This window comes from Robertkochia sediminum (genome assembly GCF_016786255.1).
Classification (GTDB): domain Bacteria; phylum Bacteroidota; class Bacteroidia; order Flavobacteriales; family Flavobacteriaceae; genus Robertkochia; species Robertkochia sediminum.
In genome coordinates, this window is sequence record NZ_JADMKT010000077.1 from 237,292 (window position 1) to 250,889 (window position 13,598).

Sequence of the window (13,598 nt, forward strand, 5' to 3'; positions counted from 1 at the left end):
TCTGGGGTTGCTCTTGCGTAAACAATTAGTGAATGTTGTTAAAAGATGGTCTGTATATGATGCCTTGATCACAGGTAAATACCCGGAAAATTATGGTTCTTAAATGCGCTACCCATTTCAAAACCCTAATTCCACCCGGTATTGAGGTGGACAACAATGTGATACTTACTGGTGATGGGTATTGGGGTTTTGGTTATGAATTACAGCTACCAGAGATCTATTCCCTGGGAGAAAAACAATTTGATGTCTTACATGGGGTATGGCACCAAGCCTTTAAAAATTTACCGGATCAGACCATTGTTTTAAAACAGGATCATTTCAGGAAAAGGATCTATCAGGAATCTCCCAAATTGAAAAAATCTTTTTTACAAGATGCTACCGACAGGCACTTTAGCGGGCGTAGGTTCCTGGAACATCAGAGTATTTTGATGTTGTTCTTTCCCATACAAGGGAAGGGATCTCCAACTGGGGTAACTACCCCTTTCAAGAATTCAATCGCTTCGCAAAAAAGGGATACACTTGCGACATTGGAATCGTATAAGCGGAGGGCTCGGGAGGTGGTTCATTTTTTACAAAGTCAATCCTTGATCGGTATTTTCCCATTAAAAGAGGGTCGGATAAAAGAAATGGCAAAAGCCTACTGGAATGCTTTTCAAAATGATTTTACCACGGATATCGTATTCAATGCTGATGGGATTCAGGCGGGAGTGCATCGCGTAGGTTTGGTTTCGTTAAATCATGAAAAAGCCTTAGGGGCTTCCATTGCCAATGTTCGGGTACATCCGCGGTATTCCAACGACCGCTTCCAATTTTTCGAAGGATTCTTGGATAGCTTTGGATTGGATATCCCCTATGATCATATCGTTAGCCAACGCATTGTTTTAGAAAGCACGCAATGGTGGAGGGCATTGCTCCATAAGAGAAGGTTGGAACTTAAAAAAAGTATTCATTTCGGATCAGAGAACAGGATCAACCTGGAAAGGATCGAGAGATACTTAGAGGATTTGGAGGTAAATGATGCGATACGCATGGTTAAAGGACAGGTAAACATTCTCTATTACGGGCAGGATGGTCAAGAGCTTCAAGAGATCGAACAGCGTATCAATACCAAAATGAGGGAGAGAGATCTATATCCCCATTATCCAAAGGGTCGGGAATTGCATCGCTATTTTAAGGCTAATTATTTTGGACTCCCCGGTGCATTTAGGGGTGAGGATCACTATGTGAGTGATCTCCAACAGGCATTGTGTCTATGGATACAAACGGGCAGGTATAAAAGCGACGCTGAAGGTGTTTGGTTTACTGATCGCCACGAGGACATACCTGTGTTGAAGGATGTATGGGATCGCATGAATAAAAGGATCAAGGCCCGTAATTTCGCTGTTTTAGCTCCTACGGGAGAGGGTAAAAGTTTTCTGGCCAATCACATTCTACGACAGTTTTATGAGCAGGAAGTACGCTTGATCATCATCGACCTGGGCGGGTCTTATCAAAAATTCGGAGCCTTATATCCTGACGATCATCAGATCATTAGATACGAATATGGACAAGGATTGGGGATCAATCCATTTTATCTTGCGCCAGGAGATACTGTTACCTCCGATAAGATTGAGGACTTGGTGCATTTCATTCATGAATTGTACGCTCCGGGGGAAGATTTAAAGCGGGAAGAGAAGGTAGCTTTGAAAAATAGTTTGGTGGATTATTACAGGGAAGAAGTTCCAAATTACCACCTGGAGGGCTATTTAAGTTTTTTAAAGCAACAAAGTCAGAGTACGATTACAAAGGGAGTTACCGCAGATCATTTTGATTTTGACAAACTATTATTTGTCTTGTCAGAATATGTAGGAGATGGATTGTATGGATTTCTTTTTAAGGCGAATGATCATATTGATGATGATTTAAGCCAAAAAAGCATTGTTATTTTTGAGTTGGATGAGATCCGGGAGCACCAAGAGCTTTTATCTGTCATGCTCACCTTGATCAGAACTACCATTCATCGGTATATATGGGCGGATCGCTCCAAGAGGGGTTTGATCCTATTCGATGAATTCGCTAAGCAATTACAATTTCCGAATGTCCTTCAACAAGTGGCTTATTATTATCAGGCGATACGAAAGCAAAATGCGGCTGTGGGTATCATTCTGCAGTCCATCAGTCAACTCCCTGAAAACCATCTTTCCAACAGTATTATCGACAATACTCAGGTGATCTACGCTTTAAGAAACGAAAAAGGCTATGCTCCTTTTAAAGGACGATTCCACTTGTCCACTCATGATGTGGAACAATTACAGTCCTTAACCAATCAGTTTTTGGGGGACAGAAGGTATACAGAAGTCTTTATAAAAGTGGGGAATCACAGCAATGTATACCGGTTGGAGGTGGCTCCGGAAGCCTATGCGGCATATCTCACGGATGGTCCTGAATATCATGAGTTGATGAAGAATTACAGGGAGATAGGGAGTATGGAAGAAGCTATTGCAAAGTTTGTGCATCAAAAAAATCTAAGATCATGAAAACGTATATCTACCTGGCAATCGGGGTATTTCTTTTTTCATCTGAATTAAGGGCGCAAGGGATGCCGGTATACGATAACACCAATTTCCTCACCCTAGGTAAACAATTGTTAGAGTCCGGAAAACAAACCTCCCAGTTGATTCGGACGGTCCAATTTCTCAAGCAACAGCAGGAACGATTGGAACAGGTTAACGGTGTTATCCGGGATCTAAAGCTTATACGGGAAATCATCGAGGAGCACAAGTCATTACAGCTTGAAATTCGAAGGGATTTTGGGCTCTTAGGAAGCAGTAAATATTTGGCAAAAGATGAACTCCGGGAGTTATCCAAAACTCTGGAAAGGACCATGGCAGCCTCCATGGATGACCTGGATATGATCCGCCAATTACTAAGGAATGACCATTTCAAAATGACAGATAAGGATCGTATCGATCTTTTGGGTCAGCGAAGACAGCGAATGGAAGAAGCCAGGGCAATCTGTATGACTCAAATGAGGCGCTATACGGCAATGATAGATTTCCGGACATTGGTAGCAGGAGCTGTCGAAAATCGTAGAGGGCAATGACGCTGAACCTGGAATATGTAGACGCAGTTTTTAAAACGCTGCAAGGATCGGATCTGTCTCAGTATACGCTGACAGGGGTTCAGGTTTTAGCTGTACTCTTGTTTTTGATCAATCTATTAAAAAAGTATCTGGAGGGTACAGCCAATACCCAAGAGGTCACCTGGGGGCTAACTCCATCGGACCTTGTTAAAAATTTAGCGATAGTACTTCTGGTCATCTTTTCCCATGAGATCCTATTTCAATTTGATACTTTTTTGGTTGCCATTGAAACCCAATACAGGGAGGTAGCTCCGGATTTGGTCCCATTACAACTACAGGGCTTTGATCTGAGTCAGGATATCCATTGGTCGGATGTAGGAACCAAGGCTCTTTCCACGATTTACGAATACATCACCACGCCTTTTTACCCCATGAGAATTGTTGCCTTTATATTAAGTGTTTTTTTATGGTTATTGGATCTGATCATCTATCCTCTATTCCTGGCAGAACGATTCTTCATCTTGGGATTGATGCAGGTATTTTTTCCATTGATTCTCAGCCTTTCGGTGTTTGAAAAATTCAGGACGATGGGGTATAATTTTTTCCGGCTGTATATCGCCATTTATATGCTGGTGCCGGCATTTTTTTTGGTCAACGTTTTTATCAATGGTCTTTTCACGGAAGCAAACCAGAACTTTTGGAGTGAACTCACCGGCTCGCTTCCAGAAGATAGTTTGATGGCACCGGTTATTGAATTAGGAGTGGTAGGTTTTATGGTATTACTCAAATTTAAACTCTACCGCAAAGCCACATCTTTTACCCTTCGAATGTTTACCAACTAAAAAGTCAGCTTATGAAAAATACCCTGTTCAAAATTTACGATACCCTAGCCCTTCATAGGCTGGTAACATTGACGGCCCTTATAATTTCCGGACTGATCAGTGGACTATCGTTGTGGTTCCATTTTAAGACACAACAGGAGCTCCGCCACAAGTCCTATGTCATTGACCCAGCTGGAGGGGTGCTTCCCATCCGGTGGAGCGCCAGTAGTGATCAAATGGAGGTAGAGGTTCGCGCCCATATTCAAACGTTTATAGAATTGTTTTATGGACTGGAACCGGCCAGTATGCAGAAAAATCTTTCTAAGGCGCTCTGGCTGGCAGATCGAAGCGTGGATGAACTGTATCAGCAGAAGAAATCAGATGGGGTGTACAATCGTATTTTACAATATGCTTTGATCCATCAAGTAAAAAGTGTTTCCATCGAATTGAGTGAGGATCAAAGAAACCCCACATTTATCACGGAGGTTATTTTTCAGGTGGCACGAGGAACTTCGGTTGACCACTATCGACTGGTAGCCACTGGAGAACTGCGGAGTATTGAAAGAAACTTTCCCAATAATCCTCATGGTCTCTTGATTACCAATTATTACGAACAATCCTTAAAAAAGATCCCTTATGAAATTGTCCAGGAATAAACTGATCTATCTCTCTATCGTTGCGAGCGTCCTGATATTTATTATCGGTTATGGCATTTCTGTTTTTCATTCGGAGGAAGAGAACGACTCATTACGATCTCCGGAGATTCCGATGTCTACCAGTAATGACTCTCAATTTAAGGATCGTTTGGAGGCGATTGATCAGATCAAAGAGGAGCGAGAGCTCGTCCTTCCAGAGATCTATCCGTGGGAAAGCGATAGTATCATAGCTACTCCGGCACTCGATATAGTTCAGGATACGCTGCTTCAAATGGATTATTCGGAATTGAGAGCAATCACACAAAGAGAAACGATTAGGGAGGTATCGGATTTACCGGTTAAGGATACTGCAGATCCTAGCTCATTTAAAAAATGTGATCGCATTTTCACAAGCAAACTTATTCAGGATACTAGAACCACTGTGCTTAAGGCGATGGTATACTCCACTCAAAAAATTCGTTCAGGGTCCAGACTGAAACTTTCTATTCCAATAGCTCTCTCAGGGCAAGGTGACAAAGCGTTTCCTCAAATGGTTTATGGAATTTGTAAGGTGAATGGAAATAGGATTCATGTAGAAGTTTTGATGGATGATGGACAGCGGTGGATGGCTTATGATTCCCAAGATCATGAAAAGGGCATCTATGTTCGCAATCAAAGACAACAAAAGTTAACCGATGGCTTGGCCAGGGAAGTCAGCACGGAAATTCAGATTCCCGGGGTACCGTTTTTGCCCAGGATTGGAAATCTTTTTACGCAAAGGAATAGGGGAGGGACTATTCTACTTTACGACCAATTTGAATTCATTTTAAAACCTAAGTTATGAGAATGTATATAATATCCGCGATGGCTGTAAACTTATTTATTTCGATCATGGGACTCCATGGACAGGAGTTGCAGATTATCGCTGTAAATGAGCAAAAGAAGGTGGTCATGTTTTTCCCGAGTCCGATTCGTCAAGCAACCACCGGTTCTGAGGATTTTCATTTCTCCTATAATGAACAAATTCCTCAATATTTTGGAATTCTTCAAGGGCGAAAGGCCCCGGAAAGTAATCTTTTGGTGATCACCCATGATGGCAGGGTGTATTCCTATTTGTTGAAGTACCAGGAGGAACTATCCCAAACCAATTATTTTGTTACAGACACTACGGCCATTGGGAAGGAGGGAGGAGCAGCATTTAAAGAAAGAGTGCCTGTTATAGATTCTGTACACTATGAAAAGGCTGGGGCTTATGTTTTACAAAAAGTACACACCCTGAACAAAACTAAAAAGGAAAGTGGGATCGCTTTCACGGTCTTGGATATACTATATGCGGAAAGGGAAATGTTTGTGGCTTTTGAAATTGAAAACAAAAGTAAGGACAGCTACGAGGTTGGATCCGTAAACACCATCATTGAACACGGAAAAGATCGGGCAGAAAGGTCCTTTCAGGAATTACCCTTAGAGGAAGTCTATCATTACCACACCCCTAAAGTGGTATTGCCCCAGACTACACAACGATTTGTTATCGGTTACCGAAAAATTGGAATTGGAGGGAAGGCACGATTACGATTTTATCTTCGGGAAAAAAATGGATATCGGAATCTTAAGATCTAAGACTGCATCAGATGTTCGAATTCCTGGTTCAAGGATTGGATAACTTTGGAATCCATAGTTCGGACCCGGGACTCATGGTTGTTATAGATTCCCGAGTGCGTGAAGTTGAGGGATCCCAGGTAGGCAATTTTGTTATCGATGATATAGAATTTGCTATGCAATCTGTTGCGGCTGTTAGGACTCCAGAGCTTGGTCGGGAAAAGGAATCTTTGAGAGGGGGGCGAATTCCGACTAAATAAGAAGAATGTAGATAGAAGCAATATAAGTATTGTAGCTATTAAGGATAATTTTTCAATTTGATAGACTGCAAATAGCAATGCCATGGAAATGAGCACGATGAACCATCCAGCATATTTTGAAGCATATCCTGAGAAGAAAGCCTTTGATGAAGGAGTCAATATCGGATAAAATAATTGTTGTAAACTGGAGGTTTCTTTTGATTCCGGCCTTTGACTGATCAGGGAAATTTGCACTCCTCTTAGGTGAAGTTCTTTAAGTACTTCTAACATTTTTGGAGAGATAAAAGGAGAAACAATTTTAATGGATTTCTCAGCATGTCGCAGATCATTCAGGAGCTTGTTTCCGGCTCCTTTTCCAACATAAATATCGCATTCAACACGGTTAGTAAACATGATTAATGAGCATAAATCAACCCTATAATTTACGAAAATTATGGCAGATTTTAAGCCTGTGAACTACGCCAAATGGTGATAAAGAATTAGAAATTAATGGTTTGCTTATCGGATTACTTTTTTATATTTATAGAAAGTATTCTACATATGGAAATTCAACCTACAGCAACTTCAGCAGAGGTGGATCATCAGTTTGATCATTGCCTATTGCTTTTAGCGAAATTGAAATCTTATTATGAAAAATTTGGAGATGGTACTATTTCAAAGGGGCAATTTGAAAAGGATTGGTTGGGGTTGAAAGCCTTGTACCTTAAATTGGAGCGGGTACATGTCGAAGGCAATGAATCAAATACTTCTGAACTTTACAAAGCTTTTTGTTTTGAAGCCTTAGGACTTATGAATAGTATTGGACTCCATCGCTAATCTTTCCAAAACAGATCCTCTTTTTTAAGGATGGGGAGGGATCGGTGTAGATTCTTTTTAGGAAAGGTCAATAGCTGGCTCCTGGCATCAGAGCTTGCTATAAATTGGCCGGTTTGCAGTTTAAAGAATTGGTTAGCCCGAATTCGATGCACTTCTTTTTCACTGGAGGTAATACGAGTATCAAAACTCAGGTTCATGCCTTTACTCACGCTCCTTGTTTTGGTTTTTATAAGCTCAAGAAATTGCTCGTAGTATTTCCCAGTTTCCGGATCGTTAGCCTTCCCAAAGAATTGATAAGAAAGGTTGGCTAGGATGGCTCGGCTCATCTTCTCTCCATAGAGGACATCGTTTTGAACTTTATCCTGAAGGACATAAAGAGTTGCAATGTTGTAGGAACGCAGGGTAGCAGGGATCCGATGCATGTTGAGCAGTCTTAAAGTAGGAGCCTCTTCCATAAGCAAAAAAGAAGGTCTGCGATTGCGTTCACTCATTTGTTTGGTGATCACATGGAGAATAGCGGATAGGATGGGGCTGTAAGCGGATTCAAATTTAGGATTATTCACCAGGCAAATGACCCCCGGGTTTGAAGCATGGTTGCACTCCAGGGGGACTTCATCTTTAGAAATTACTTTTCGGATTCTTTGGGTATTGATCTTTTTAAGTCCATTAGCCAGGGTACTGAGCACTCCCGCAGTTTGCCGTTCAGATTCGAGTCCATTTAAAAAGGCAGAAGCCATTCCACGGGCTATGCAATCCTGATTTATGCATTCAGCGAGTTGCTCACTTCGGTTAGCAATAAAAAAGTCGATCAATGCGGGAAGGTTGCAGGCATCGGGCTCCTTTTGTTTGAACATCCATATAAGTCCGGCCAGTAATCCTTCCGCGGCATCCTGGAAGAACTTTGAGGAACCCTCAGCCCCGGATTCTTTTAGCTCCATGAGATTTTCGATAAGCACCCTGGAAAATTCATTTACCGATTCCTCATCTCTCATGTATTTTGGAGCAATAGGATTCACGCGGTTATAGAAGCGATCGAAAGAAATAATATAGAAGGGGAGGTCATTGGTTTTAAAAATTGGGTAGGCTAGTTCAGTGAGTTCAAAATTTTTATAATCATAGATCACCCCCGAAAAGTTGTGGGAAGCCAGATGCATCATTAGGGGGTGAATAAGGCTTTCCGTTTTACCACTCCCTGCAGCACCAATAATAGAAATCCCTTTTCTGAGATTATCGATCATCCAGGTGGAATTTTCACCTTTTAGCGAGACTGAGTAAGGATGATCATGTTTTTTACGGTTGGAAGGGTTGATGGAAAACCATCCCAGGATTAAGGCCTGGATCATGAGGCCAGGGGAGAGGATCCATGTAAGGACTGATATTGGAGGGCCATTTGTAATAAAAAATGCCACAAATACACAAGCAAAAAGGAGTACAGAAATATTCCAAACAAAGTAGAATCGGCTGATTCTTAGACCAAGGAGGAATAAGGAAATCAGCACGAAATGCACGATGAAAAATAGGCTCAATTGCATATGATTTTAATATCCTATAGAGCTTGATTTGGTACTTAATGCTAAAGTCTTTTGAATCCTTTTAAAGGCTTGCATAGCCAATTTAGTCTGAGAAGGGTTCAGCATAGGGGATAGGATCTGAGTTGAGCTTTCCCTTAATAAGCGAAACGCCAGCTGTTTCTCATCTGGAGGGAGGGAAGCTAGTTGCTTATATACTTTCACCGGGGATTTTATAAAGTCCTTTCGAAGCTGAAAGGATTCTGCGGGGTTGCGGTTATACTGGAATGTCTTGTCAAAAAGGGTTTCAGCATGCTGATAGAATTCATTTCGATTGAATCCCCGGGCTATTTTCTTATGGTTAAGAACAGTTTCGGAAGATTTATAGGAGCTGCCAGGGGAGAGGCTGTACCGATTACTTCGGTCTTTTCTACTTACGATAACATGCACATGAATCTGGTCTCCGGGTTTATGCATTCCGGGGATGATCGGTTCACCGTTCAACTTATGCGGGATCTGTTGAAAGATGACTTCTTTTTGTTTTTGCAGTTTTTTGATACTGGATGTTTCTTCCGATTGGGTGATTTGGTTATCTAGCTGGGCGATCTTTTTTATGTAGGAGGCATTTTCTTTTACCTGCCAGCCAAATTCTTTGAAGGTGCGCTGAAATTCAATTTTGGCAAAATAAAACAGATCCTTCTCAGTAACTGGGTGACCATCAATTTTACGATTGAAATTTTTAGCGTAGATCTTCATGAGCTCCCTGGTATACTTTTGCATTTGTTCAGGGGAGGCTTTAATGTGTTCTAATTCCCGCTTACTTGGGCTAATCACCAAGGAAAAGAACCTGGGAGCATTACTGCTTAGCTTAGCCGTGTTTTGGTCGATAGCCTGGATGACTTGTTCTGCAGAGACAATATCCCGTGACTGGTCAAAAAAGAAATTATATTTCGAAGTTGGATCGGTGTCATTCTCTTTTTCCAGATAGGCTACCAGGTCAGCGACTGAATTGTGAAAGGTGGATCCCAGTTTTTGTGGAGTTATTGTGACATACATGATTTAGACTAATTAAAGGTGTTTAGTAGTTCTTTGTATTCTGTATTTGAAAGTTGAATTCGGAAATAGTTTTTCGAAAATGGGGGAGAGACCGGTTCGATCTTTCGGACCAGATCCTGAATTTGATGGAGCAAAAGGTTACAGTGATTTTCCAGTTCTGAAAGCTCATTTGAGGCCTGGACCTTTGATGATGGTCGGTTTTGTGGTTGTTCTTCAAATAACATTTGTAACAGGGCCAGGATGGGTTTGGTTTGATTTTTCTCAATGTTTCGAATAATGGATATGGTTTGTTCGATACGTTGAACAATGGGATGGTCGTTGGAGAATACTTTCGGTTGTTGATCCTCACTTTCATGATAGTGATCAAGGAGTAATTTTAAGGCTTGAGACTGCATTAATCCTTGCTGCTTGGCAAAGTCTCTGAATTGATCAATAATGTCTTTGTAAGCTCTAATGTTAGCGTAAGTATTCATGTAAAACCAATTGAATATTTTTTATGTGATCGGGATGGAGCATGGATAAAATTGATCATTCGGAACCCCTTATTATACTTGATGTTAAAGGAATTATTGATAAAAGCAACGTACTTCAGCGCGTTGCCCTCTTGCTATTCCTTTATCAAGTTTTTTATTAACCAGAAATGTCAGAAGGGAAGGAGTGGAATTTTAACAATCGTAACGAGCTTTTTTGAAGTATTGACAGTAGAAGAAAGGAAATCATAAATATTCTCCAATTCTAACCACTATACTTTTTATATCCGGAGCGTATCCCTTTTTCTTTATTGGACTATGAAAGTTCATAAGAACTTTATAAATAGGGTGAGATCACTATACTTCCTATAGAGCCGTCGCTGTTCCCTTTTCATGGAACACCTATAATTTTTCAATTATAAAGTGACTTATAAATAGGGAGGAATGGACCGGTTTATGCAGTCACGATAAGGGAAAAATTTATTCCTTCTATGAAAAGGGAGAGGGAAGCTTAAACTAATTGAAATCTAATATTTTAATTATTTAGAATTTATACTATATGTTTGTATTAGTGATAATCTCATGTTTATTCTCTGTAATAAGAGGGCTTTAAGGGAAAAACATCATTATATAAACAAGTTGGCATTAATATGAGAAAAACCATACTTCATATAATTTTGCTGATACCATTAATTAGCTTCTCTCAAGATTGGGAAATTCCAGAGATTAATTGGATTGATAAAACAGAAAAGCAAAATATTTATATTGAGTTACTCAATTTAAAAGACAGTAACTCATTAATAGTTAGAATTGGTCACTCCTCTTATTGGACCAAAGGAATGATTTCAAAATTTCTCGTTTATCAAAATAATGGTAAAGTAACTCGGTACGATGTTTTCCAACCTAGTGATCCAAAGGACAAAACTGATATTACACGTCGAAAAATAAGAAAGCAAGATTATAAATTTTATTGGAGTTACTTAAATGAATGTTCTAACAATGACTTATTTGAGATTGATAGATCAAGACTGAACATTACAAAAAAACCAAATAAAGATGCGGGAAGAGTATTAGAAATGAATGCTGTAGACGGAACAAATTATCATTTTGAAATCTGTCAAGGTAATAACTATATCGCCTATGGGACTTATGCTCCAGAGTCTTATATAAAAGAAAAATATCCAGGTTGGAAAGAACGTCAAAAACTATTAAACCTTATGGAAGGGTTTGAGCAGTTGATAAAAACATACTAATGCCAACATGGTGTATAAACCATTCCTAAATCCTACTTCCTTTAGAATATTTTCTTTAGTTTAGGCGTCAGTACTAACTTAACAATCCAGGGTAGCTGTTTTGGCCTCGCCAACGCTAAAGGCCGAAACAGGGCCAAAACAGCCAGCCAGAACGGTTCATACACCTGCCGTTGTAGCTAATTTTTGAAAAATGAATCGCATAATTTCAATCTTATTATTATCTCTTATTTTCAGCTGTAATTATTCTTATCGCGATTTAGATGAAGGTAAATGGTATGAAGCAGAGAATGAAATACATTCCATTTCCATTTATTTAAGAAACGATTCATTGTATTTAAAGGAAGGGAGAGAAACGTACCTAATACATGATAGAAAATATCGAGATTACATTTACAAAGGCAATTTGAAATATCCAATTTGGCAGGAAAATGGGAAATTGATGTATGATAAAAAAACATTCATCCCCGAATCACAAACCATCACATACAAATACAAGGGTGAATGGGTGTGTTCTGAAGAGAACATAAGGATTATTAGTCAATCCGTAGGCCCCGGTGCACTTGAATGGAAAATTAAAGATTCCCGCAATAAGAATTTCACATATTACCCTAAACGAAAGAATGACACCTTATTAATAACTTATCTAGGAGAGATAATCGAATTTAAGCATGAAGGCGATTATTTAATCGATTCTAAGAATAGAAAGTATTTAAAACAATAAAAACTAGCTACAACATGGTGTATAAACCATTCCTAAACCTTACTTCCTTTAGAATATTTTCTTTAGTTTAGGCGTCAGTACTAACTTAACAATCCAGGTCAGCTGTTTTGGCCTCGCCAACGCTAAAGGCCGAAACAGGGCCAAAACAGCCAGCCAGAACGGTTCATACACCTGCCGTTAGCCACAATATCAAAGAACACCCTATCAATGCTAAGATTCGTTTACGTTTTAATCCTCTTAACATCTATCAATCTATCCAATGCCCAAGTAAATGATCATGTTTACGAATTAAACTCAATAGATAATCTAATCACGGAGGATGTAAAAAAATTGATAGATGAAAATCTAGAAAGTAAAAGGGTAGTGTTTTTAGGCGAAGCAGAACATCATATAGGTTCTGACTTTTTAGCCAAATCTCAATTTGTCAGATATTTAGTTCTTGAAAAAGGATACACCGAAATCGCTTTTGAGAGTGATTTTTTTGGTTTGTATTTTGATCATAACAAAAGAAATCTATTTCCATTCTGGTCGAGATCAGTTCAATGCCAGGCACTATTCGAATTTCTTGATGAGCACAATGTTACCATATGGGGCTTTGACAATCAACTTTATTCCATTTTCTCACAACAGAATTTTGTAAATAAACTTCGTATTTACCTTGATCAAAACAATATTGATTATGCTCACGATTTCATGTCTTTGGCAAAAAGAGCATTAGGAAATGGCTCATCATTGAATAAAGGAAGAGCTAATAATGAAATTGAAAGCCTAATAGCGTCGGTAGATAATTTACTAGAAAATGTCACTATTAGAAATGATAAGACTTGGTATCAAATTCTTGAAAGTTTCAAAAGCCATATCCTTCAAAATAATTCAAAGAAAAATACAGGAATCGCTATAAGAGATACTCAAATGGCAAAGAACCTAAACTTTCTTGTTCGTGACCTCGATGAAAAAAAGATAATCGTTTGGCTTGCAAATGCACATATGGCAAAAACTGAAAATGATTTCATGAAAGGTCAGACTATGGGTAGTCAATTTATCAAACAAAATCCTGGCATTTCATATCACATTGCTTTCTCATCTATACAAATGCCATATAGAAAAGAAAGATGGCTAGAAAAATGCCACAATGACGATGAAAATCTGCTCCATTTTTTGCCTACTCTTGAAAAGAACTTCTTCTTGGATTCCAAGAATATAATCAATACAAATCCTGAATATAGTGCTAAGGAATACGAAGGAATGTTTGGTTTAAATAGGGCTAAAACAAATTGGTTCAAACATTTTGATGCCTTAGTATTTATTTCAAAAGGAGAAAAAGTGAAGTATTTAAATTAAAAGATACTGTGGCTAACATGGTGTATAAACCATTCCTAAATCCTACTTCCTTTAGAATAT

Annotated in this window: 14 protein-coding genes; 10 read left to right on the forward strand and 4 right to left on the reverse strand. The window is 39.2% G+C overall.

The genetic code is table 11. The features are described 5' to 3' along the window. The first annotated feature begins 92 nt into the window (after positions 1-92). Genes IS446_RS10920 through IS446_RS10945 form a run of 6 tightly spaced genes read left to right on the forward strand, consistent with a single transcriptional unit; the run spans position 93 to position 6,134 of the window. The gene (locus IS446_RS10920) at positions 93-2,516 is read left to right on the forward strand and encodes a TraG family conjugative transposon ATPase (protein WP_203060631.1); all 2,424 of its coding nucleotides are present in this window, start codon (positions 93-95) and stop codon (positions 2,514-2,516) included. Then, entirely contained in the window at positions 2,513-3,082 is a 570-nt protein-coding gene (locus IS446_RS10925) for a conjugal transfer protein (RefSeq protein WP_203060633.1), read from the forward strand. Before IS446_RS10920 ends, IS446_RS10925 begins: the two co-directional genes overlap by 4 nt. After that, positions 3,079-3,903, forward strand: a complete 825-nt coding sequence (locus IS446_RS10930) for a hypothetical protein (protein ID WP_203060634.1) — start codon at positions 3,079-3,081, stop codon at positions 3,901-3,903. Before IS446_RS10925 ends, IS446_RS10930 begins: the two co-directional genes overlap by 4 nt. Positions 3,904-3,914: 11 nt before the next feature. After that, positions 3,915-4,538, forward strand: coding sequence for a conjugal transfer protein TraK (locus tag IS446_RS10935; protein ID WP_203060636.1), 624 nt, complete (start codon positions 3,915-3,917; stop codon positions 4,536-4,538). Further along, complete coding sequence (gene traM, locus IS446_RS10940; protein WP_203060638.1) at positions 4,519-5,361, forward strand: conjugative transposon protein TraM; 843 nt, start codon at positions 4,519-4,521, stop codon at positions 5,359-5,361. The genes IS446_RS10935 and traM overlap by 20 nt, the downstream gene beginning before the upstream one ends. Next, a complete protein-coding gene (locus tag IS446_RS10945; RefSeq protein ID WP_203060639.1) occupies positions 5,358-6,134 on the forward strand; it encodes a DUF4138 domain-containing protein in 777 nt (258 codons plus the stop codon). Before traM ends, IS446_RS10945 begins: the two co-directional genes overlap by 4 nt. Here IS446_RS10945 and IS446_RS10950 read toward each other — a convergent pair. Further along, on the reverse strand, positions 6,131-6,766 hold the full coding sequence (locus IS446_RS10950) for a phospholipase D-like domain-containing protein (protein WP_203060640.1): 636 nt from the start codon (positions 6,764-6,766) through the stop codon (positions 6,131-6,133). The genes IS446_RS10945 and IS446_RS10950 overlap by 4 nt on opposite strands. A 147-nt stretch (positions 6,767-6,913) precedes the next feature. Between IS446_RS10950 and IS446_RS10955 the strand changes: the two genes are divergently transcribed. Continuing rightward, positions 6,914-7,189, forward strand: a complete 276-nt coding sequence (locus IS446_RS10955; protein ID WP_203060641.1) for a hypothetical protein — start codon at positions 6,914-6,916, stop codon at positions 7,187-7,189. Here IS446_RS10955 and IS446_RS10960 read toward each other — a convergent pair. From IS446_RS10960 to IS446_RS10970, 3 genes are all read right to left on the reverse strand, one after another. Further along, positions 7,186-8,427, reverse strand: a complete 1,242-nt coding sequence (locus IS446_RS10960; RefSeq protein WP_235996474.1) for a type IV secretory system conjugative DNA transfer family protein — start codon at positions 8,425-8,427, stop codon at positions 7,186-7,188. The genes IS446_RS10955 and IS446_RS10960 overlap by 4 nt on opposite strands. 300 nt (positions 8,428-8,727) lie before the next feature. Further along, positions 8,728-9,753 (reverse strand): MobB family relaxase, encoded by a 1,026-nt coding sequence (gene mobB, locus IS446_RS10965; RefSeq protein WP_203060644.1) that lies wholly within the window; start codon positions 9,751-9,753, stop codon positions 8,728-8,730. 8 nt (positions 9,754-9,761) lie between these two features. Then, entirely contained in the window at positions 9,762-10,226 is a 465-nt protein-coding gene (locus IS446_RS10970) for a BfmA/BtgA family mobilization protein (RefSeq protein ID WP_203060646.1), read from the reverse strand. A 647-nt stretch (positions 10,227-10,873) separates the two neighbouring features. Here IS446_RS10970 and IS446_RS10975 point away from each other — a divergent pair. From IS446_RS10975 to IS446_RS10985, 3 genes are all read left to right on the forward strand, one after another. Further along, positions 10,874-11,476 carry a hypothetical protein gene (locus IS446_RS10975; RefSeq protein ID WP_203060648.1) on the forward strand — a complete coding sequence of 201 codons (603 nt, stop codon included), beginning with the start codon at positions 10,874-10,876 and terminating at the stop codon, positions 11,474-11,476. A gap of 190 nt (positions 11,477-11,666) precedes the next feature. Next, positions 11,667-12,197 (forward strand): hypothetical protein, encoded by a 531-nt coding sequence (locus IS446_RS10980; protein ID WP_203060650.1) that lies wholly within the window; start codon positions 11,667-11,669, stop codon positions 12,195-12,197. 207 nt (positions 12,198-12,404) lie between these two features. Next, the gene (locus IS446_RS10985) at positions 12,405-13,538 is read left to right on the forward strand and encodes an erythromycin esterase family protein (protein ID WP_203060651.1); all 1,134 of its coding nucleotides are present in this window, start codon (positions 12,405-12,407) and stop codon (positions 13,536-13,538) included. Positions 13,539-13,598: the final 60 nt, after the last annotated feature.